Source organism: Bacillus cereus (assembly GCF_015071065.1).
Classification (GTDB): Bacteria; Bacillota; Bacilli; order Bacillales; family Bacillaceae_G; genus Bacillus_A; species Bacillus_A cereus_BA.
In genome coordinates this window covers 36,454-56,934 of the sequence record NZ_VOVA01000004.1, presented here as the reverse complement: position 1 = coordinate 56,934, position 20,481 = coordinate 36,454, and the positions used below count along the sequence as shown (strand labels likewise).

The following is a 20,481-nucleotide window of genomic DNA, read 5'->3' as shown; positions in this document are numbered from 1 at the left end:
TTTTTAAAGCGTCGGAATTCTTTTTTCGTAATATTCCTCTGCAATCTCTTTGTAAAAAGCTGCTGACGTAGTATAAAAATATGGAATCAACCATAAAAACCCAATCCCTAATGTAATACAACTTAATATAAACCAACCAATAAAACTTAAACATAAAATGAAATAATCCATTTTATGCCCATCCATCATACGACGGCTTTCTGTAATGGCTTGGTTTAATGAATACTCAGGATGATCGTTTATAATAAAATACGTCATCGCATAAGAAAACGATTTAATAATGCCTGGAATAATGAAAAGTAAAGTCCATAAAAAAAGATAAAGATTCACTAATAAATATACTAAAAATGATTTTAGAAATCTTTTCCCCTCTGTAAACCAAACAAATACATTACCGATACTAGCTTGTTTTTCACGAATGATATTTAAAGCCAGATAATATCCACCTAAAGTTAATGGCCCGGTAACAAAAAACATAAGAATATTTATTGAAAGTGAACCCCCTGTTTCTTGCCAACCAAAAATTGAAGAAAATCCCCACTCAACACTAAAACTAAAAGTCGTGATAAGAATTGAAATGAGTAGTGTAGCTCCGACAGCTAATCCCCATTTCCCTTCTAATGAATCTAATGCTTCTCCTTTTAAATCACTAATCATAATTGACCTCCTATACGTAACAATTCTATTAGTATAGCATGTTCCTACTGCAATTCACCTTTTGCAATATAGCGATAAAAATGTGCTGTCGTTGTACCTACATATGGACTAAGCCAAAGAAACCCTATTCCAAGAGTAAGAATCGCTAAAATAGCCCATCCTATAAAACTAAGCCATAAAAGAAATAAATCTAACTTATGTCCCTTCATAAGATTCTTACTTTCTTTCATCGCCTGTGACACACTATATTCTGGATTTTCAATCATCACATAATACGTCATCGCATAAGAAAAATACATCACAATCATTACAACAATCGAAATAGCTAATAGTACAAAGAAAGCAATTGTTAACGATACATTCCCTTCCTCACCAAAAAACGCGAATACAGCTAGTAACAACATCGGAATCCACGTACCTGTATATAATAAAATCGCAAGCATAGCCCACATTGTTTTCATCATTCTTTTAAAGCCACGAAATCCTTCAAATAAATAATCTACTCTAGCATCTTCTCGTTTACTAATTTGTAGCAACACATTCGTATAACCGTATGATGTAATACCATAAGATGCATTACTCAAAATAATCATTATGCAATAAAAAACTCCAAATGTAATACCTGCCCCGACTGATATTGTTTCCTCTTCAAGTGAGCCTGCTAAACCAACAAATAAGAAAAATATAATAATTCCTGGAATTAAAAGTATAAACATTGCAGCCATTGAAACAACATAACTTAAAATAATATGTAAAATCGTTGATCCAACACCTAGTCCCCATTTCCCCTTCAAAGAGTACAATGCTTCTTGTTTCATTTCACCGATCATTTATTCATCTCCTTTATGAAATATAAATCATTGTATATTCTCTACTTACACAAATAACAATACAATTATACCATTTTTGTTAGTTTATCCCATGCCTTAAATTCAGTTTCAATTTCGACATTTAAGTAAAGAACAGCTATGCATGGCTAGATGCTCTCTCCTACCTAAAGAGAGGCGTTTTTTTCCTCTTTTAATTTATATCCATAACAAAAAATCCGTAAAGGCAAGAGCCCTTACGGATTTTTTTACTTCATATCGGAAACGTTTAAACGGTTCACAGCACGCTGTAAGGCCATTTCTGCACGTCTAAAGTCAACATGTGCTTGTTTATCTTGCATACGTTGCTCAGCGCGACGTTTCGATTCATTTGCACGATGGATATCGATATGGTTTGCTTCTTCAGCAGATGATGATAATATAGTTACTTTATCTGGACGAACTTCGATAAAGCCACCGCTTACTGCTACATAATCAGTGTGCCCACCATTTTTCAGACGAACTGCACTAATTTTTAACGGTGCAACAGTTGGAATGTGACCTGGTAAGATCCCCATTTCCCCACTCTCTGCTTTTACGCTCACCATTTCTACTTCTTTTTCGTAAACCGGTCCATCAGGAGTTACAATACTGACTGGAAATGTCTTCATAATTCGTCCCTCCTAAGGCCTTACGCCATCATTTTCTTCGCGTTTTCAATAACGTCTTCAATGCTACCAACAAGACGGAATGCATCTTCTGGAAGGTCATCATATTTTCCTTCTAGAATTTCTTTGAAGCCACTAACTGTATTTTTTACAGGTACGTAAGAACCTTTTTGACCTGTAAACTGCTCAGCTACGTGGAAGTTTTGAGATAAGAAGAATTGAATACGACGAGCACGATGTACAACTAACTTATCTTCTTCAGATAACTCATCCATACCTAGGATAGCGATGATATCTTGAAGCTCTTTATAACGCTGTAAAGTTTGTTGTACTTTACGAGCTACTTCATAATGCTCTTCTCCTACGATTTCTGGAGAAAGTGCACGAGATGTAGATGCTAATGGATCTACGGCTGGGTAAATACCCATTTGTGTTAAACGACGCTCTAAGTTTGTTGTTGCATCTAAGTGAGCGAACGTTGTAGCTGGTGCTGGATCTGTATAGTCATCGGCTGGTACGTATACCGCTTGGATAGACGTGATAGATCCTTTATTTGTAGATGTAATACGCTCTTGTAATTGACCCATTTCTGTTGCAAGTGTTGGTTGGTAACCTACCGCAGATGGCATACGACCAAGAAGGGCAGATACTTCAGAACCTGCTTGCGTGAAACGGAAGATGTTATCGATGAACAATAGTACGTCTTGTCCTTGCTCATCACGGAAATGTTCAGCCATTGTTAGACCCGTTAATGCAACACGTTGACGTGCTCCAGGTGGCTCGTTCATTTGTCCGAATACCATCGCAGTTTTCTTAATTACGCCAGAATCGCTCATTTCGTGGTATAAGTCGTTACCTTCACGAGTACGCTCACCTACACCAGCGAATACAGAGATACCACCGTGCTCTTGTGCGATGTTGTTAATTAATTCCTGAATTAATACTGTTTTACCTACACCGGCACCACCGAATAGACCGATCTTACCACCCTTAATGTAAGGAGCAAGTAAGTCTACTACTTTAATACCAGTTTCAAGAATTTCTACTTTAGTAGATAACTCTTCGAATGCAGGCGCTTGACGGTGAATTGGATCACGACGTACATCCGCAGGAACTTCACCATCTAAGTCAATTGCATCACCTAATACGTTAAATACACGACCAAGTGTTACATCACCAACTGGTACAGAGATTGCTTTACCAGTATCTTCTACTTCTGTGCCACGAACAAGTCCATCTGTGGAAGACATTGCAACTGTACGAACTGTGTCATCACCTAAATGAAGTGCAACTTCAAATGTTAAGTTAATGCTTGCTCCGTTTTCGTTGCTTTGTTTTACCGTAAGGGCGTTGTAGATTTCTGGTAGCTTTCCGCCATCAAACTTAACGTCTACAACCGGACCCATGATTTGCGTAACGCGCCCTTTATTCATCGGGTTCCCTCCTAGCTTTCTTTTAATTAGCCAGCTTTCTAAGAGAAGTCGGCTTTTAATTTTTATTAGTTTAGCTTGCGCGGTTCTCCTAAAAGAACCGCCTCCACTTTTTATTGAATCTAGCTCCGGTGGCTAGAAGGGTCGGTCATTTCACCCCTTCCTATGAGGCAAAGAACGCCTCTTTGTCAGGAGTTCCAATGCCCTCCCCTTCTGGGCAAGCCACCTACGCTTTTTATTGAATCTAGTTCCAGCGGCTAGAACAGTCGGTCATTTCGCGCCTTCCTGCGAGGCCAAAAGCGCCTCTTCGTCAGGAGCTCCAATGCCCTCTTGTTCTGGACGAGCCGCTTCCACTTTTTATTACTATTCTAACGCTGCTACTCCACCAACGATTTCCGTAATTTCTTGCGTAATCGCTGCTTGACGCGCACGGTTGAATGAAAGTGTAAGTGAATCGATAACTTCCATTGCGTTGTCTGTAGCACTCTTCATTGCTGTCATACGCGCTGCGTGCTCACTTGCTTTACCGTCTAGTAATGCACCGTACACTAAGCTTTCTGCGTATTGTGGCAATAATACTTTTAAAATTTCTTCTTCAGAAGGTTCGAATTCATAAGCTGTCGTCGGTTTGTCAGACGCCACATCCGTAAGCGGTAAAATTTTATTCTCCGTTACTTCTTGTGAAATTTTACTTACATAATGGTTGTAGTAAATGTACAGCTCATCATAAGCACCATCTGCGAACATCGCAATTGCTCGAGAAGCAAGATCTTTAATATCAATAAATGATGGGTGGTCAGATAATCCAACTACTTCATCAATGATGTTAAAGCCGCGACGTTTTAAATAATCACGTCCTAGTCGTCCAAGCACAATAATTGAATATTGGTTTGAATCCATATTATGACGTTCACGAATTACGTTACTTACTGTACGTAATACGTTACTGTTATAACCACCTGCTAGTCCGCGATCAGACGTAATAACGATGTATCCTGTACGCTTTACAGGACGCGCATTTAGCATTGGATGATTAATCCCTTTACTTCCTTGCGCAATGCTCGCTACTACTTCTTGAATCTTTTCCATATACGGAACGAAAGATTTAGCATTTTGCTCTGCACGGTTTAACTTAGATGCAGATACCATCTCCATCGCTTTCGTAATTTGACTCGTTTTCTTTGTCGAGTTAATCTTCGCTTTTATATCGCGTAAAGATGCCACAGGTTTTCACCACCTTTTTTCCGGAAGTTGGCACGATTAGTAAGAATCCTCTTCCTAATCTACGTTGCAAGATATTCTTGCTCATGATTGAAGGAAAAGAATAGGTGCACCTACTCTTTTCCTTTACATAACCGTCAGCAATCTCAAAAGCTGAGATGCCTTTATATATATTATCTAGCTCCGTCTCCTAGCCCCTTTCGTCTAAGAACCTTCCCCACCAAAAGGTAGAAAGCACCTTTTGTGGGAAAGAACCTTAGCCGATGGGGCTGAACAGTCGACTTCACTTTTCATTATTATTCAGAAGCTACGAATACTTTTTTAAATCCGTTAATTGCTGCTGCAAATTTGTCGTCATCCGCAAGTTTCTTAGTTGTGCGAATTTCGCTTAATAGGTCAGCTGCATTTGAATCTAACCAAGCATGGAATTCTTCTTCGAAACGAGTGATATCTACTACTGAGATATCATCTAGGAATCCACGTGTTAAAGCGTAAAGAATGATAACTTGTTTCTCTACACGTAACGGTTTGTGTAATCCTTGTTTTAATACCTCAACTGTACGAGCACCACGGTTTAATTTCGCTTGTGTTGCTTTATCAAGGTCAGAACCGAACTGAGCGAACGCTTCTAACTCACGGTAAGATGCAAGGTCAAGACGAAGTGTACCTGATACTTTACTCATCGCTTTAATCTGAGCAGATCCACCTACACGAGATACAGAAGTACCCGCATCGATTGCTGGACGTACGCCAGAGAAGAATAGATCAGATTGTAAGAAGATTTGTCCATCCGTAATAGAGATTACGTTTGTTGGGATGTAAGCTGATACGTCCCCTGCTTGTGTTTCGATGAAAGGTAGTGCAGTTAAAGAACCGCCGCCTCTTGCATCACTTAATTTTGCTGCACGCTCTAATAAGCGAGAATGTAAGTAGAATACATCCCCTGGATATGCTTCACGACCTGGAGGACGACGTAATAGTAATGAAAGCTCACGGTAAGCCGCTGCTTGTTTTGATAAGTCATCATATACTACTAATACGTGTTTACCATTGTACATGAACTCTTCACCCATTGTTACACCAGCGTAAGGAGCTAGGTATAATAATGGAGCTGGTTGAGAAGCTGATGCAGTTACAACGATTGTGTAATCTAATGCACCGTGCTTACGTAGAGTTTCTACTACGTTACGTACTGTTGATTCTTTTTGTCCGATAGCTACATAGATACAAATCATATCTTCATCTTTTTGGTTAATGATCGTATCAAGTGCAACTGCTGTTTTACCTGTTTGGCGGTCACCGATGATTAACTCACGTTGACCACGACCAATTGGTACAAGAGCATCGATCGCTTTAATACCTGTTTGAAGTGGCTCATGAACAGATTTACGATCCATTACACCTGGTGCTGGACTTTCGATTGGACGAGTGTTTGTTGTATTGATTGGGCCTAAACCATCAACTGGTTGACCTAATGGGTTTACAACACGACCGATTAGTTCTTTTCCTACTGGTACTTGCATGATGCGACCAGTACGACGAACTTCGTCACCTTCACGGATTTCTGTGTAAGGTCCTAAAATAATGATACCTACGTTGTTTTCCTCTAAGTTTTGTGCTAGTCCCATAACGCCGTTAGAGAACTCTACAAGTTCACCAGCCATAACGTTATCAAGACCATGAGCACGCGCAATACCGTCACCAACTTGGATAACTGTACCAACATCACTAACTTCGATTTCAGACTGATAGTTCTCGATTTGTTGTTTTATCAGTGCGCTAATTTCTTCAGCTCTGATGCTCATGTGCTTCACCCCTATCTATTCTTCATTAATTCACGCTGAATACGTGCTAATTTTCCTTGTAAGCTTCCGTCGTAAATGCGATTTCCAATACGTACTTTAATGCCGCCTAGTAAATCTTCATCTACAACATTTTTCACGCGAATTGCATCTTTTCCTGTTTTTTTTGCAAATGCTTCTGCAATGTTAAGTTTTTCTTCTTCCGATAGAAGACGAATAGAATATACAGTTGCATCCGCTACGTTACGTTCTTCATTAGCAAGAACAACATATTCATTTGCAATTTCAGGTAGGATATCAATACGCTTGTTATCAATTAAAATATATAACGTATTTAAAATAGATTCAGAAACAGATGCGAATACGTTTGCAAGAAACGTTTTCTTCTGCTCTTTTGAAATGTTCGGTTGCGTTAAAAAGCTATGTAGTTCTCCGTTCTTTGTAAAAACGTTTTGTACAAGGCGTAATTCCTCTTCAAACATTTCTAATACGTGTTTTTCTTTTGCAATTTTAAAAAGAGCGACAGCATAACGTTTTGCTACAATCCCATTGCTCATCGCGCTTCTCCTACTTCTTTAATATAATCGCGAATTAACTTCACTTGATCTTCTTCTTTTAGTTCTTTTTCAATTACTTTAGAAGCAATATGAACAGATAAAGAAGCGACTTGTTCTTGTAAAGCAGCAATTGCTTGCTCTTTTTCGCGTTGAATTTCTTGTACAGCAGATGTTTTAATTGATTCTGCTTCTTCTTTCGCAGCAGCAACAATAACATCCTTTTGATCTACAGCTTGTTTCTTCGCTCTTTCGATTAACTCTTGTGCTTCAACACGCGATTGTTTTAACATTTCACGTTGTTCTTCTACTAATTTCTTCGCTTCAGCATTACTTCTTTCTGCAGCGTCGATTTCATTAGTAACATGCTCTTCACGTTCTTTCATAATTCCCATTAAAGGACCCCACGCAAATTTGCGTAGCATTACTAATAGAAGTAAGAAAATGAACAATGTATAAGCAATCGTTCCAAATGGAATGGAAGCCCCTAATAATAAAGTTGGCACAAGGATTCACTCCCTTCAAAATATCTAAATTGATCATATGAAAAAAAAAGACATACGTTTCGTTCATAAAGCAATGGCGAAGAAAGTTCAAAAAACACTCTTCGCCATCTATGTAAGGGGAGTCTCCCTTATTTGTTCATTACGATGAAAGCAATAACTACACCGATAATTGGAAGTGCCTCAACTAATGCAACCCCGATGAACATAATTGTTTGAAGTGCGCCTTTTAATTCTGGTTGACGAGCAACACCTTCGATTGTACGTGATACGATAAGACCGTTACCAATACCTGCACCTAATGCTGATAAACCAATTGCAATTGCAGCTGCGATTACACCTAAACTCATTTAATTTGTCCTCCTTTGTATTATAAAAAAATAAATTTTTTCTTACTTAAATTATATTAATGGTCATGGCTTACTTTATGAGCCATATAAACCATCGTTAACATTACGAAAATAAATGACTGGATTGATCCAACGAATACACTGAATCCCATCCATGCTAACATCGGTACAAGTGCACCTAATGCTCCAAGGAACGATGCCCCGCCTAACTTAGCAAGTAATCCCAATAAGATTTCACCTGCGTAAATGTTACCAAATAAACGAAGACCTAACGTTAATGTGTTAGCAAACTCCTCAATAACCTTTAATGGGAATAAGAATTTCATAGGTTGGAAATAACCTTTAGCATATTCTTTCGTACCCTTCATCTTAATTCCATAGTAATGGGTGAGGGTAACTACCATCACGGCTAATGTTAATGCAACTGCTGGGTCAGACGTTGGTGATCTCCACCATGCAATATGTTCGCCAGCCTCAACTGTTGAATACATGAATGGTAAACCAAGAAAGTTCGATACGATGATAAACATGATAAGCGTAACGCCAAGCGTTAAGAAACGTCCACCTGTTTTCCAGTCCATCGTACTATTGATAATCCCTTTCACGAAGTCAAACACCCATTCCATGAAGTTTTGCATCCCGGTTGGGCGAAGCGCTAAGCTGCGAGTTCCGATAACAGCGATTAAGAAAACAATAACTGCTGCTACAGTAACCATCATAACTGATGACAAATCGAACGTTAAACCTAGAAATTCAACTAATTTACCGTGTTCCACTAGTAATTCACCTCTCTTCCCTGCTCGTATACTCTAAATAAAGAAAATCTATGATCATGACAAGGTATCCTGTCAGCAATCCTACACCTAAGCCCCACATCGCAATTAATTCTTGATATTTGGCTGCAAATAAAATCAATAACCCAATCGTGGCGAATCTTGAATATGTACTTACCGCTGTTGCTTTAAACTTCACGTTTTCTCCATTTGTTACGCGATCTAATAGCTTGTCTGTTCTACGTGCAATGATGCGCAAACTAAGAAAACTGAAAATCGTTCCGATAATCAGTCCAAGAAATACATCCTTGTAAGAGGTAACTCCCCATCCTAGCACTAGAAGCGCAAGCAAGTAGTACATATATTTCTTTTGTCTTTGGACAAGTCCATGTACGTCTATCATCATTGCTCTCCCGAATAGTAATGTTGAATGAGTCGAATCATTGCGTATACCCCTGTTCCTAACCCGAGTAATAACCCTATAATAAGAAACAATGGAAACGTTCCAACCTTATTATCAATCCATTGCCCACCAAAGATTCCAATAAGAATAGAACCAACTAACTGAGCAAGAATTCCTGACATTAAAGCATACGCTTTTATATGGCTGCGATCGTTTTTTTGCAAGGATTGATCCCTCCAATATGTAACCCTCATTCACGATGTGTTAATAATAACTCATTTATCTGCATAAATTCTATACAAAACAAAAAGTTTACATTTTCGTCACGGAATAGATGTATTTTTGTCACTGAAAGCCCTACCATCTATCCCCGTTGTTAGCATACAATAGGGTATTAACAGTGTCAACGAGAAATCGTAAAAAATCAAAAAATTTGAGTATTAGGCATTTCCTCCCAAAAATGAAAACGTTCCCCTTCTAAATACTGGTTAGAGATATGCAATTTCTAACAGTTTTCTCTTTATAATAGAAGAAAATGTTCACAAGTTTGTCACTATTATATTTTTAAGATATAGCGCTTTCCTTCCATAATATAGTGTCCCCGAGACGTAAGACTTCTATATTATATGTGATGTGTATATAACTTATGTTGTATACAGCTTGTATATTTATCTCCCCCTCCCCCGCACGTCCAAAGCGAAAAAAAAAAAAAAAACGAGCGGGGAATCCCCCTCTCGTCTGTTGTCTTACTTCGTTCCGAATAAACGGTCACCAGCATCACCAAGACCTGGCACTACATAACCATGGTCATTTAACTTCTCATCTAATGCCGCTACATAAATATCAACATCAGGATGCTCTTCCTGCACTACCTTTACTCCTTCTGGAGCAGCTACGATACACATTAATTTAATTTGCTTTGCACCGCGCTTTTTCAGAGAATTAATTGCTTCAGCTGCAGAACCACCTGTTGCTAGCATCGGATCTAGTACGATAAAGTCACGCTCTTCTACATCCGTTGGAAGTTTCACATAGTATTCTACCGGTTGCAATGTTTCAGGGTCACGGTATAAACCAACGTGTCCTACTTTTGCTGCTGGAATTAATTTCAGAATTCCATCAACCATTCCTAAACCTGCACGTAAAATCGGAATTAAGCCAAGTTTTTTACCAGCGATCACTTTTGTTGTCGCTTTGCTTACAGGTGTTTCAATTTCAATGTCTTGAAGTGGAAGGTCGCGAGTAATTTCGAAAGCCATTAAGCTTGCTACTTCGTCCACTAATTCACGAAAATCTTTCGTACCTGTATTCTTATCGCGAATATATGTAATCTTATGTTGAATTAACGGGTGATCAAATACATACAGTTTTCCCATGTGAATCTCTCCTTTAGATGATATTCATGCGTTTACACGCTTTTTACACTATTTACGATTGTAAAGAAAACGCTACTAATATTCAAGGGCAAATTTGGTAAAATTGTGATTTTGCGATGAATCTATCTAGTATCTTTACCAATTATGGGAGCCGTATCCTTCATTATATCGCCAAAATTTATTCATCATTTGTATACATACTTTAAAAACAATATATGTCCACAAAAAAAGACTACTAAAACAATTACGTTTCAGCAGTCTTTTTCAATCTATTATAGATTTGTATACATTGGGAATTTGCTCGTTAACGCTTCTACACGTTTGCGCGCTTCTTCTAGTTCAGCTTCATTCTCATGATTTTTTAATGTATGAGCAATAATTGCTGCAATTTCATCCATTTCTTCTAAACCGAAACCACGAGATGTTACCGCCGCTGTACCGATACGTACGCCGCTTGTTACAAATGGGCTTGCTGTTTCAAATGGAATCGTATTTTTATTCACTGTAATACCAACTTCATCTAATACGTGCTCTGCTACTTTACCTGTAATTTCTAAGTTACGAACATCAATTAAGATTAAATGATTGTCTGTTCCACCAGAAACAAGTGTAAGTCCTTCCTTTTGAAGGCCTTCAGCTAAACGATTCGCATTATTAATGATATGTTGTGCATATGTTTTAAACTCATCTTGTAGTGTCTCACCAAATGCAACAGCTTTTGCAGCAATTACATGCATAAGCGGTCCACCTTGAATACCAGGGAAGATTGATTTATCAATTTGTTTTGCAAATTGTTCTTCACATAAAATCATACCACCGCGTGGGCCGCGTAATGTTTTATGTGTTGTTGTTGTAACGAAATGTGCATGTGGTACTGGATTTGGATGTAAACCAGCTGCTACTAAACCAGCGATATGTGCCATATCAACCATTAAGTATGCGCCCACTTCATCTGCAATCTCACGGAATCGTTTGAAATCGATAACACGAGGATATGCACTTGCACCTGCAACGATTAATTTTGGTTTATGTTCTTTCGCTTTTGCTAATACATCATCGTAATTAATACGGTGAGATTCAGCATCCACGCCATATTCTACGAAATTATATTGTACTCCACTGAAGTTAACAGGGCTTCCGTGTGTTAAGTGACCACCATGAGATAAATTCATACCAAGTACTGTATCGCCTTGCTCTAAAATCGTGAAGTATACTGCCATGTTCGCTTGTGCACCAGAATGTGGTTGAACATTTACATGCTCTGCGCCAAAAATTTCTTTCGCGCGATCACGTGCGATATCTTCTACTACGTCTACGTGTTCACAACCACCATAGTAACGTTTTCCAGGATATCCTTCAGCATACTTATTCGTTAAAACAGAACCTTGCGCCTCCATTACTGCTTCACTTACGAAATTTTCCGAAGCAATTAACTCAATCTTTGAACGCTGTCTTCCTAGTTCTGCCTCAATTGCAGCAAATACCTTTTCATCTTGACGTTTTAAATGATTCACCAAAATCCCCCTTTTCTGAACGAATTACATCAATTCCCAATAGTTTTTTCTCATTTATTCAGAAAAAACGAAAATTCAGGTTGTAATTCTTTCGAACCTTCATGTTTTCAACTACATTCTAACATGACTTTCTATATCATAAAAGAAAAAAAAAGACCAAAATTGGTCTTTTCTTTCTTCTATTATAAAGTCAGACTACATACCTTTTACCTTTCGATATAAAGCTGTTATACGACTTTATAATTTTTCATGTTTAACGACAAGGAATAGCTTCTTCATTTGCCGCATAAACAGCACGTGCTCCACCTATTAGTTTCCCACGTGTTTTCGCCATCGTTACATGCGCACTTCCTATTTCCTTCACACTTGTACGAACCGGTACAGCTACATGCTTTAAATGCATACCGATAAATGTATCGCCAATATCCATTCCTGCATCTGCTTTAATAAACTCAATTACCACCGGATCTTTAAAATTGTGATACGCATACGTCGCTAATGCACCACCTGCTGATCTAACAGGCGTAACTGTTACAATTTCAAATTGATATTTCATCGCTACATCTCTCTCAACCACTAAAGCACGATTTAAATGCTCACAACATTGAAACGCCAATTCAATACCTGTTCGTTCTTGAAATTGTTTTAATTCAGAAAAAATCGCCTCTGCCACTTCCATCGTTCCTGATGTTCCAATTCTTTCACCTAGCACTTCGCTCGTGCTACACCCCACTACAAAAATTTGGCCACTTTGCAGTGAAGCTTGTTCTTGGAAATCAGAAAGCGACATTTGTAGCTGTTCTCTTACCTTTACGATTTCTGTCATTACGCCTCTTCCTTTCACAGGTTGGTTCACCAAATTATATTTCATACTACTTATAGTTAGAATCTATTACTTTGTTTCGTACGTTTTAATTTTTCCTACACGGTTTTCGTGACGGCCACCTTCATAGTCAGTTGTTAGCCAAATTTTTGCGATATCACGTGCTAGACCAGCTCCAATTACACGCTCGCCCATTGCTAACATGTTAGTGTCATTATGCTCTCTCGTCGCTTTCGCACTGAAAGTATCATGAACTAATGCACAACGAATACCATTTACTTTGTTTGCTGCGATTGACATGCCAATGCCTGTCCCGCAAACTAAAATGCCACGATCCACTTCACCATTCGCGACCATTTCTGCTGCTGGAAACGCAAAATCAGGGTAATCAACAGAACCAGCTTCACATTCACAACCTAAATCAATATATTCAATATTTAACTCTTCTAATAAACTTACAAGTTCTTTACGGATATTCATACCGCCGTGATCAGATGCTACTACTACTTTCATTTTTACCCCTCCAAAGTTTCAATCAATTATCTTCATTTCACACTCGCTACCTTAATGGAACAAAGTGATCTCCAATATCGTATTATACACGAAACATCAACCTTCTGAATGTTTTTTCAGTAAAGTTTGTACAAGTTTTTCCATCTCTTCTAACGTTTCTTTATAAATAGAAAGCGATCCGCCAAATGGATCTGAAATATCCTTACTTACACCCTCAGTTAATCCATATAATGTATCCAATTTCTTTTCCACGCTCGGATAATGCCCAAGTACAATTTGCTTATGGTTTTCCGTCATTGTTACTACAATATCCGCCCAATCAACCAAAGTATCGTTTACCTGCTGTGAAGCATGATCGATTACAATTCCTTTTTCAGCTAAAGCTTCCTTTGCATGTACCGACGCATCGCTTCCAGGATAGGCGAAAACACCAGCAGATTGCACTTCAAATTTACCTTCTCCATAATGACGAAGCAAAGCTTCAGCCATCGGACTACGGCATGTATTTCCAGTGCAAACAAATAACACCCGTTTCATCTAAACCCACCCCTTTTTTTCTGTTTCCTACCATTTATCATAGCGTACATTAGAATAGAACAAAAGAAATGTGAATATACGAAAGGCGCATTTCTCTTATATTTTTTCTAAGAAAAATGCGCCTTATCCACATATATGTGAAACCCTATTTCCAAGTACCCAAAGTATTTTACCATACATAATGAACACACTACGAAACAAAATAAGGAATCCATTTCATACGAAACAGATTCCTTTCACACAATAATTATTTCATTGTAACTTTCATTACTTCTGTTGAACCTTTTGTAGCTGTTACACCTACAGTTGTCTTAATAGACTCAGCTGCATCTGTGTTTGTAATAACGATTGGAGTAATTGTGCTTTTCGCTTTTTCACGAATTAATTCTAAGTCGAATGAGATTAATTTATCTCCAGCTTTTACAGCTTGTCCTTCAGAAACGTGAGCTTCGAAACCTTCACCTTCCATTTTTACAGTTTCTAATCCAACGTGGATTAAAATTTCTGTACCGTTTTTCGCTTTAATTCCAATAGCATGTTTCGTGTGGAATAATTGTACGATTTCACCATCAACTGGAGATACAACTACACCTTCAGTAGGCTCGATTGCAACACCGTCACCCATCATACGACCAGCGAATACTGGATCTGGTACTTCTTCAATATTTTTCACTGCTCCAGTTAATGGAGCTACGATTGTTTCTTCATTTGTTTTTGAACCAAAACCGAATAATTTTTTAAACATAGGATAGTCCTCCTTATAATTTACCTAAAAGTTTATAGGGCAATCTCTATTCAAGATCGAAATAAACGTAAGACTTCATACTTCGAATGTTATACTGTAAAAACGCTTTCGAAATAAATCATGTCATTACTACCAGACTCTTATTGTAGCGCCTGACAAAATCCCAGTCAATTCTGATTGTCTGAATAACAATGAGAAGTTAACTTCTACTTATATTTTCTCTTTTTTTCACTCGCTTGTCTAGAAGTCTTTACTACATTTTATTTTTTGTTGTTAATTTGTAAAATTTCTTTCAAATTTCTGTCGAATTCCACTTGACTAAAGTAAGTAACTATTTTATTATTACTTACATAAGATAAGTAAATAACTTTTAGGAGGTTTTTAAAATGATGGATATCGGTCTTCTTATTATTCGTCTTATTATAGGAATTACATTCATGGGTCACGGTGCTCAAAAATTATTCGGTTGGTTTGGTGGCTACGGTCTGAAAGGAACAGGTGGCTTTATGGAATCAATCGGTTTACGCCCTGGTGTATTTATGGCATTTATGGCTGGCGCAACTGAACTATTAGGTGGATTCTTATTCGCATCAGGTATTTTCACTGTAGTCGGTTCATTATTTATCGTAGGAACAATGTTAGTAGCAATCTTCACAGTTCACGGAAAAAATGGTTACTGGGTAACACAAAACGGATTTGAATATAATTTAATGTTAATCGCTGTCGCTATCGGTGTAGCTTTAATCGGACCTGGCGCTTACGTTTTACTTTAATAAATATCTCTATTTCGAGATATTTACAAAAAAAGAGATTACTTCAAATTGAGGTAATCTCTTTTTCACATCATCAAAAAAATATTATTTTCAGCAGGAGATTCCCATTGATATCTTGTAAACAAACAATAAGTATTCATATTTAGAAAGGGGATTACAACATGTTATCCATTAATCCAAACGAACAAACCGAAAAAGACAATTACAAATTACTAACAGGAAGTATCATTCCACGTCCTGTTGCATTCGTTACTTCTGTAACTAAAGATGGTGTATTGAACGGTGCGCCATATAGTTATTTCAATATCGTCGCTGCCAATCCACCACTTATCTCAGTTTCAGTACAACGAAAAGAAGGAAAGCCGAAAGACACTTCCCGAAACGCAATCGAAAAAGGGGAATTTGTCGTACATATTTCTGATGAATCTTACGTAGAAGCGATCAATGAAACAGCAGCGAACCTACCTCCTAATGAAAGTGAAATCGAATTAGCAAAACTAACACCGATCGACAGTGATGTCATTTCAGTACCAGGGGTGAAAGAAGCAAACATTCGAATGGAATGCGTATTAGAACGCGCTATCCCGCTCGGCGGAACCGAGGGCTCACCAGCTTGTGATCTACTAATTGGCCGCGTCGTTCGCTTCCACGTCGCAGAACACTTATACGAAAACGGCCGAATTCACGCCGAAGAACTAAAACCAATAAGCCGCCTAGCAGGACACAACTACGCAAAACTAGGAGAACAATTTGAATTAGTAAGGCCAATTTAAAAGCGGAAGCGGCTCGCTCAGAATGGGAGGGGGATGGAGCTTCTGACGTAGAGGCGCTTTTTGCCTCGCAGGAAGACGCGAAGCCACCGACCATTCTAGCCGTTGGAGCTGGATACAACTAAAAGCGCAAGCGGCTCGCCCAGAATCGCAGGACATTGGAGCTCTCGACCAAGAAGCGCTTTTTTGCTTCGACCGAGAGAGCGAAATGGCCGGAGATTCTAGCCGCTGGAGCTGGATACATCTAAAAGCGGAACCGACTGCCAAGGCCCGGTGGCTAAGGTTCTTCCTCACAGAAGATGCCTTTTATCTTCTCGTGGGGAAGGTTCTTAGACTCAGAGGCCTAGGAGGTGGAGCTGGATAACATCTAAAAGCAGAAACGGCTCGTCCAGCTTCATCACTCAAACATAAAATCCCCCGCTTAAAGCGGGGGATTTTTTCACTGTAATTCTTCGTTCTGCTCCTCTATTGCAGGTAATTTCTCTTTTTTAGATTTACCAAGCTTTATAACAAAGAAATATAAAGAAAGTAATGTGATAAGGAAAACAATTAAGAATGGGTACGGTGAATAAAACGCACGTGCCGCCTCCGATTTTCCTGCAACAAATTTTAATGATTCGATATCTAAAAACTCAGCAAACATTTGTACACCGAGCATACTAAACCAAAAAACAAAAAAACTAATAATAATACCAAAAACTTGCTTTAATCTCGTCATTCATCTCATCCTTTCTATATGATGATTTTTTTATTTAAATAAATATAGTGCAAACAAAACTATGTACAGAAAGGAAATATCTCACCATTCACGAATCAATTTAATCCAACCTAGAACCGCAATTTGCAAAATAATGCCCTAAATGATAAGCCTGCGTAACCATCTTGGAAAAAAGGTTATAAATACGACATACCATTTCAGCAGCCTATTCATATTTTCCATCCTCATATAAAATTATATAGGAAAAAGTAGATATAATCCAAATCCAACAAGAATAATACCACCTACTATTTCACCGTATGTACCAAGTATATTTTTGGCATGACTACCGAGCAATAAACCCATCCACGCTAGTAACATACTTATTAGTCCGAATAGTAATATCGTAATAATTGTCTCTGCTCCATAAATCCCAAGACTAAGACCTACTGAAAAACTATCTATACTAACACCAAATGCAAATACAAATAAACTAATTCCAATTGGAGCAGTTCTAGTCTCTTCACCTTCTAAAATAGACGAATATACGATATAGAATCCTAGCCCAATTAATAAAATAGCTCCTGCAAAATTCGCGACATCCCCATACCTCTCTGATAGGAAACGTCCTAGTACCATTCCGATAAAAGGCATAATAATATGAAATATCCCAATCGTTATACCGATATAAAGGATTTGTCTTAACTTTAATGTTACCATCCCCATACCGAGACTCACTGAAAATGCATCCATCCCCAGGGCAAATGCCATAATTATTAAAGGTACTAATTGTTCAAGTGTCATTCATATCCCCCCTCGGACGTGCTACTTCACAATATGCTTATCCGAGGAAAAATATTCTGTTTGCTAAAGGTATATTATCATTCAGTGATAATATGATGTCCCGCAGCTTTTGTTAAACGATTCATAATTGCATTTCCTATTCCTTCATTCGGGAATGATTCACTAAAAATAACATCTACTTCACTTGCATCAAACGTTCTAAGCACATCATATAACTTAGTCGCAACGCTGGCTAAATCGCTTCGCACACCACAAGATAATACAACATCAGCACTATACACATGCTGATACTCTTCTGTCGTTAATACACCTACTTTAAACCCTTCTTTCTTTTTCTCATCCACAATACGCTGAATAAACTCACGGGACCCTTCAACAATACTAAGTGGCGCTTTCGGTGCATAATGTGTATATTTCATTCCAGGTGATTTCGGTTTTTCTTTCTCATCCTTTAAAGCTGGATCTAAAGAAACATTCCCTATCACGGCTTCTAATTGCTCCTTCGTAATCCCACCTGGACGTAAAATCGTCGGAACCTCGCTCGTACAATCAATTACAGTTGATTCAACGCCTACTCCTGTTGCCCCGCCATCAACAATACCAGCAATTTTTCCATTTAAATCTTCATACACATGAGAAGCTAACGTTGGACTTGGGCGTCCTGAACGATTCGCACTCGGTGCCGCAACAGGCACGTTTGCCTCTTCAATAAGGGCGAGCGCTACTGGATGATCCGGCATCCTCACTCCGACTGTATTAAGTCCTGCCGTAACCCTCTCTGAAATCCCTTTTTTTCTCGGTAAAATGATTGTTAATGGTCCTGGCCAAAAATGCTCCATTAACTTTTCTGCAACCGGCGGAATTTCTCTTACAATACCATCTAACTGAGATTTTGTTCCTATGTGGACAATCAGTGGATTATCGCTCGGTCTCCCTTTCGCTTCAAAAATTTTCGCTATCGCTTCATCATCCATTGCGTTTGCTCCTAACCCATATACCGTTTCCGTCGGGAAGGCCACCGCTTCATTTTCTCTTAATAATCTCGCTGCTTCTTTTAATTGTGGATAATATTTTTTTCTTTCCACAACATTATCCACAATCCACATATTTGTATGCATTTTTTCCCACGTCCTTTTCTACCATGAAATACTTGTCTATTTTTAGTTTACTATGAGATTTATCCAAAAGACAAACAAGGTTTATCCACAAAATGTGGATAAACCTTGTTAATCCGTGGATAACTTTGTGAATAGCTGACAATTTAGTATTATTGCATTTAGCTCTTTTATATTTTTACAAAAGTGTTCTAACTGTCGAATTTCCTCTGGCACTTCCTCTTTCTCTATAATGACAAAGTTAAAAAACTGAAAGATTGTCACAGATTGTGGATGATTTGTGAGTAAGTACAATTGTCGAATATCTTTTTCTTTCATATACTGCAAAAACATCTCAAAAAAATATAAGAAAGTCTGTTTATCCACATTAGGTGTGAATAAACAAGAACGGATAAGTGCATTTTCCTCACTTTGTTCATATCCAATTACCGCTCGTATTTCTCCCGCCTCTTCCAAGATCATAAATTGTGCGTACAACTCATTTATTTTATCATCTTTTTTATTAGCTTGTCCGAAAAAAGAATGCAATCTTTCTACATCTGCTTTCGTAGCAAAATACACGTTCTTCATAGTAAATCCCTCCTCATTGATATATATGAGGAAGGATTTATTAATAGTACTATTTAGAGAATAAAGATGTAAAAGCTTCGACGATAAATAATTTAACCTCTGGTTTTTCTTCCTCTTCTACTGTTACATACTCATTTTCCTTTTCTTGTTTTTGCTCCACAGGTTTCTCCACTTTTTCCACAGTTTTTGTTTCTACTTTTTTTACAGGCTGTTCTTCTACTTGCGTTTCATGTTTTACTACTTTCTTTTCCTGTTCTGTTACTTTTTCAACTTTTTCCGGCTTTACTACTTTCTTTTCTTTCACCTTATCCTCTTTCTTCTCCGGTACATCCACTACTTCCTCATCTAGTTGTTTCACCTGCTCCTCTTCAGGAGATTCAGCTTTCACAACATGTTCTTCTTTCCTTACAGCTGTACCACTTGAAAAATCTAAGAAACACATCGGTGGAAATAATACACACCACCAGTTTGCACCTTCACCTTTTCCAATTGTAATAAGTACCGCTTCATATTCTCCTGCCGGATAAATAAAATTCCCATATACCTTTGTAGGAAACTTCACATTCTTACCGAATTTCACTTGAAACTCCTCTTTACTTCCTTCTCTTTTCAGCGTATTCGCCACTGTCTTTTCAATTTCAGGAATATGATTTTGAATTACTTTTCGAGCTTCTTCAAATGACGTTAAATCCGCTACCCATCCATCAATTTGTGCTTTCACTTCATCACGTACTTTACGTTTTAATGCCTGATCTTTATCAGAATCACTATTAGCTAAAATACGTAATCGAACGGCCTCTTTCGGAATAACAGCAGGCCCTTTTGCATCAGCTTTCATATATCCAAACTGCACAAGTAACTGTGCACCAATTAATAATAAAAGAAAGTAAGCAATAACTTGTTTTTTCATTTCCTCCACCGTCCCCTCTAGAAACAGTGTGGACAGAGTTACTTCTTTCTAAACTATTAAATTCAAAATCTATATAAATTTTTGTAACTATTCCGCCACTCTATGAAAAGCCGACAGAAAAACATTTTTTCAAATGGACGAGAGGGGCTGGCTACGTACAGGAGCGG

The 20,481-nt window shown here is 38.1% G+C and carries 26 protein-coding genes; 2 read left to right on the top strand and 24 right to left on the bottom strand.

The window, feature by feature from the left end; genetic code table 11:
* Positions 1 to 3: 3 nt before the first annotated feature.
* The 19 genes from FT637_RS13595 to FT637_RS13505 all read right to left on the bottom strand — a co-directional run bounded on the left by FT637_RS13595 (position 4) and on the right by FT637_RS13505 (position 14,675).
* Positions 4 to 657, bottom strand: coding sequence for a DUF975 family protein (locus tag FT637_RS13595; RefSeq protein WP_193646761.1), 654 nt, complete (start codon positions 655 to 657; stop codon positions 4 to 6).
* Between the two features lie 44 nt (positions 658 to 701).
* Positions 702 to 1,487, bottom strand: coding sequence for a DUF975 family protein (locus tag FT637_RS13590; protein ID WP_193646760.1), 786 nt, complete (start codon positions 1,485 to 1,487; stop codon positions 702 to 704).
* 245 nt (positions 1,488 to 1,732) lie between these two features.
* Positions 1,733 to 2,134: a F0F1 ATP synthase subunit epsilon gene (atpC, locus tag FT637_RS13585; protein ID WP_002123795.1), complete on the bottom strand. Its 402-nt coding sequence runs from the start codon at positions 2,132 to 2,134 to the stop codon at positions 1,733 to 1,735.
* Positions 2,135 to 2,154: 20 nt separating this feature from the next.
* Positions 2,155 to 3,564 (bottom strand): F0F1 ATP synthase subunit beta, encoded by a 1,410-nt coding sequence (gene atpD / locus FT637_RS13580; protein ID WP_193646759.1) that lies wholly within the window; start codon positions 3,562 to 3,564, stop codon positions 2,155 to 2,157.
* 360 nt (positions 3,565 to 3,924) lie between these two features.
* Positions 3,925 to 4,785, bottom strand: coding sequence for a F0F1 ATP synthase subunit gamma (gene atpG / locus FT637_RS13575; protein ID WP_193646758.1), 861 nt, complete (start codon positions 4,783 to 4,785; stop codon positions 3,925 to 3,927).
* A 293-nt stretch (positions 4,786 to 5,078) separates the two neighbouring features.
* A complete protein-coding gene (gene atpA / locus FT637_RS13570) occupies positions 5,079 to 6,587 on the bottom strand; it encodes a F0F1 ATP synthase subunit alpha (RefSeq protein WP_193646757.1) in 1,509 nt (502 codons plus the stop codon).
* Positions 6,588 to 6,598: 11 nt separating this feature from the next.
* Positions 6,599 to 7,141 (bottom strand): F0F1 ATP synthase subunit delta, encoded by a 543-nt coding sequence (gene atpH / locus FT637_RS13565; protein WP_002130060.1) that lies wholly within the window; start codon positions 7,139 to 7,141, stop codon positions 6,599 to 6,601.
* A complete protein-coding gene (atpF, locus tag FT637_RS13560) occupies positions 7,138 to 7,644 on the bottom strand; it encodes a F0F1 ATP synthase subunit B (protein WP_002016287.1) in 507 nt (168 codons plus the stop codon). The genes atpH and atpF overlap by 4 nt, the downstream gene beginning before the upstream one ends.
* 128 nt (positions 7,645 to 7,772) lie before the next feature.
* Complete coding sequence (atpE, locus tag FT637_RS13555) at positions 7,773 to 7,991, bottom strand: F0F1 ATP synthase subunit C (protein WP_000052064.1); 219 nt, start codon at positions 7,989 to 7,991, stop codon at positions 7,773 to 7,775.
* A 56-nt stretch (positions 7,992 to 8,047) separates the two neighbouring features.
* Complete coding sequence (atpB, locus tag FT637_RS13550) at positions 8,048 to 8,767, bottom strand: F0F1 ATP synthase subunit A (protein ID WP_002089740.1); 720 nt, start codon at positions 8,765 to 8,767, stop codon at positions 8,048 to 8,050.
* 7 nt (positions 8,768 to 8,774) lie between these two features.
* Positions 8,775 to 9,167 (bottom strand): ATP synthase subunit I, encoded by a 393-nt coding sequence (locus FT637_RS13545; RefSeq protein ID WP_002089741.1) that lies wholly within the window; start codon positions 9,165 to 9,167, stop codon positions 8,775 to 8,777.
* Entirely contained in the window at positions 9,167 to 9,391 is a 225-nt protein-coding gene (locus tag FT637_RS13540; protein WP_002089742.1) for an AtpZ/AtpI family protein, read from the bottom strand. The genes FT637_RS13545 and FT637_RS13540 overlap by 1 nt, the downstream gene beginning before the upstream one ends.
* A gap of 26 nt (positions 9,392 to 9,417) precedes the next feature.
* Positions 9,418 to 9,531: a DUF4024 domain-containing protein gene (locus FT637_RS13535; RefSeq protein WP_193646756.1), complete on the bottom strand. Its 114-nt coding sequence runs from the start codon at positions 9,529 to 9,531 to the stop codon at positions 9,418 to 9,420.
* Positions 9,532 to 9,913: 382 nt separating this feature from the next.
* Entirely contained in the window at positions 9,914 to 10,543 is a 630-nt protein-coding gene (gene upp / locus FT637_RS13530) for a uracil phosphoribosyltransferase (protein WP_098775787.1), read from the bottom strand.
* A gap of 272 nt (positions 10,544 to 10,815) precedes the next feature.
* Complete coding sequence (gene glyA / locus FT637_RS13525; RefSeq protein WP_193646755.1) at positions 10,816 to 12,057, bottom strand: serine hydroxymethyltransferase; 1,242 nt, start codon at positions 12,055 to 12,057, stop codon at positions 10,816 to 10,818.
* A 253-nt stretch (positions 12,058 to 12,310) separates the two neighbouring features.
* Positions 12,311 to 12,883: a TIGR01440 family protein gene (locus FT637_RS13520; RefSeq protein ID WP_193646754.1), complete on the bottom strand. Its 573-nt coding sequence runs from the start codon at positions 12,881 to 12,883 to the stop codon at positions 12,311 to 12,313.
* A 66-nt stretch (positions 12,884 to 12,949) separates the two neighbouring features.
* Positions 12,950 to 13,393, bottom strand: a complete 444-nt coding sequence (rpiB, locus tag FT637_RS13515) for a ribose 5-phosphate isomerase B (RefSeq protein WP_000869917.1) — start codon at positions 13,391 to 13,393, stop codon at positions 12,950 to 12,952.
* Positions 13,394 to 13,489: 96 nt separating this feature from the next.
* The gene (locus FT637_RS13510) at positions 13,490 to 13,930 is read right to left on the bottom strand and encodes a low molecular weight protein arginine phosphatase (RefSeq protein WP_105586061.1); all 441 of its coding nucleotides are present in this window, start codon (positions 13,928 to 13,930) and stop codon (positions 13,490 to 13,492) included.
* A 247-nt stretch (positions 13,931 to 14,177) separates the two neighbouring features.
* Positions 14,178 to 14,675, bottom strand: coding sequence for a PTS glucose transporter subunit IIA (locus FT637_RS13505; RefSeq protein WP_193646753.1), 498 nt, complete (start codon positions 14,673 to 14,675; stop codon positions 14,178 to 14,180).
* Between the two features lie 386 nt (positions 14,676 to 15,061).
* Here FT637_RS13505 and FT637_RS13500 point away from each other — a divergent pair, with 386 nt between their 5' ends.
* Both FT637_RS13500 and FT637_RS13495 read left to right on the top strand, forming a co-directional pair.
* Positions 15,062 to 15,448: a DoxX family protein gene (locus FT637_RS13500; RefSeq protein WP_105586063.1), complete on the top strand. Its 387-nt coding sequence runs from the start codon at positions 15,062 to 15,064 to the stop codon at positions 15,446 to 15,448.
* Between the two features lie 161 nt (positions 15,449 to 15,609).
* On the top strand, positions 15,610 to 16,221 hold the full coding sequence (locus FT637_RS13495) for a flavin reductase family protein (RefSeq protein WP_193646752.1): 612 nt from the start codon (positions 15,610 to 15,612) through the stop codon (positions 16,219 to 16,221).
* 436 nt (positions 16,222 to 16,657) lie between these two features.
* Here the strand turns inward: FT637_RS13495 and FT637_RS13490 are convergent, their stop codons facing one another.
* The 5 genes from FT637_RS13490 to spoIIR all read right to left on the bottom strand — a co-directional run bounded on the left by FT637_RS13490 (position 16,658) and on the right by spoIIR (position 20,314).
* A complete protein-coding gene (locus FT637_RS13490; protein WP_193646751.1) occupies positions 16,658 to 16,936 on the bottom strand; it encodes a DUF3935 domain-containing protein in 279 nt (92 codons plus the stop codon).
* A gap of 234 nt (positions 16,937 to 17,170) precedes the next feature.
* A complete protein-coding gene (locus FT637_RS13485) occupies positions 17,171 to 17,719 on the bottom strand; it encodes a manganese efflux pump MntP family protein (protein WP_193646750.1) in 549 nt (182 codons plus the stop codon).
* Positions 17,720 to 17,796: 77 nt separating this feature from the next.
* On the bottom strand, positions 17,797 to 18,837 hold the full coding sequence (locus FT637_RS13480) for an L-threonylcarbamoyladenylate synthase (RefSeq protein ID WP_193646749.1): 1,041 nt from the start codon (positions 18,835 to 18,837) through the stop codon (positions 17,797 to 17,799).
* A 108-nt stretch (positions 18,838 to 18,945) separates the two neighbouring features.
* Positions 18,946 to 19,404 (bottom strand): mechanosensitive ion channel protein, encoded by a 459-nt coding sequence (locus FT637_RS13475; RefSeq protein WP_193646748.1) that lies wholly within the window; start codon positions 19,402 to 19,404, stop codon positions 18,946 to 18,948.
* A gap of 49 nt (positions 19,405 to 19,453) precedes the next feature.
* Complete coding sequence (gene spoIIR, locus FT637_RS13470; RefSeq protein ID WP_193646747.1) at positions 19,454 to 20,314, bottom strand: stage II sporulation protein R; 861 nt, start codon at positions 20,312 to 20,314, stop codon at positions 19,454 to 19,456.
* Positions 20,315 to 20,481: the final 167 nt, after the last annotated feature.

Bases quoted from the DNA above. Each gene is read 5' to 3' on its own strand.
- FT637_RS13595 (WP_193646761.1), bottom strand. From the start codon at position 657: ATGATTAGTGATTTAAAAGGAGAAGCATTAGATTCATTAGAAGGGAAA.
- atpA (WP_193646757.1), bottom strand. From the start codon at position 6,587: ATGAGCATCAGAGCTGAAGAAATTAGCGCACTGATAAAACAACAAATC.
- FT637_RS13475 (WP_193646748.1), bottom strand. From the start codon at position 19,404: ATGAAGAACGTGTATTTTGCTACGAAAGCAGATGTAGAAAGATTGCAT.
- FT637_RS13520 (WP_193646754.1), bottom strand. From the start codon at position 12,883: ATGACAGAAATCGTAAAGGTAAGAGAACAGCTACAAATGTCGCTTTCT.
- FT637_RS13535 (WP_193646756.1), bottom strand. From the start codon at position 9,531: ATGGTAGGGCTTTCAGTGACAAAAATACATCTATTCCGTGACGAAAAT.
- rpiB (WP_000869917.1), bottom strand. From the start codon at position 13,393: ATGAAAGTAGTAGTAGCATCTGATCACGGCGGTATGAATATCCGTAAA.
- FT637_RS13480 (WP_193646749.1), bottom strand. From the start codon at position 18,837: ATGCATACAAATATGTGGATTGTGGATAATGTTGTGGAAAGAAAAAAA.
- FT637_RS13490 (WP_193646751.1), bottom strand. From the start codon at position 16,936: ATGACGAGATTAAAGCAAGTTTTTGGTATTATTATTAGTTTTTTTGTT.
- atpC (WP_002123795.1), bottom strand. From the start codon at position 2,134: ATGAAGACATTTCCAGTCAGTATTGTAACTCCTGATGGACCGGTTTAC.
- FT637_RS13590 (WP_193646760.1), bottom strand. From the start codon at position 1,487: ATGATCGGTGAAATGAAACAAGAAGCATTGTACTCTTTGAAGGGGAAA.
- FT637_RS13505 (WP_193646753.1), bottom strand. From the start codon at position 14,675: ATGTTTAAAAAATTATTCGGTTTTGGTTCAAAAACAAATGAAGAAACA.
- FT637_RS13495 (WP_193646752.1), top strand. From the start codon at position 15,610: ATGTTATCCATTAATCCAAACGAACAAACCGAAAAAGACAATTACAAA.
- FT637_RS13510 (WP_105586061.1), bottom strand. From the start codon at position 13,930: ATGAAACGGGTGTTATTTGTTTGCACTGGAAATACATGCCGTAGTCCG.
- atpH (WP_002130060.1), bottom strand. From the start codon at position 7,141: ATGAGCAATGGGATTGTAGCAAAACGTTATGCTGTCGCTCTTTTTAAA.
- atpE (WP_000052064.1), bottom strand. From the start codon at position 7,991: ATGAGTTTAGGTGTAATCGCAGCTGCAATTGCAATTGGTTTATCAGCA.
- FT637_RS13485 (WP_193646750.1), bottom strand. From the start codon at position 17,719: ATGACACTTGAACAATTAGTACCTTTAATAATTATGGCATTTGCCCTG.
- upp (WP_098775787.1), bottom strand. From the start codon at position 10,543: ATGGGAAAACTGTATGTATTTGATCACCCGTTAATTCAACATAAGATT.
- FT637_RS13500 (WP_105586063.1), top strand. From the start codon at position 15,062: ATGATGGATATCGGTCTTCTTATTATTCGTCTTATTATAGGAATTACA.
- spoIIR (WP_193646747.1), bottom strand. From the start codon at position 20,314: ATGAAAAAACAAGTTATTGCTTACTTTCTTTTATTATTAATTGGTGCA.
- atpD (WP_193646759.1), bottom strand. From the start codon at position 3,564: ATGAATAAAGGGCGCGTTACGCAAATCATGGGTCCGGTTGTAGACGTT.
- FT637_RS13545 (WP_002089741.1), bottom strand. From the start codon at position 9,167: ATGATAGACGTACATGGACTTGTCCAAAGACAAAAGAAATATATGTAC.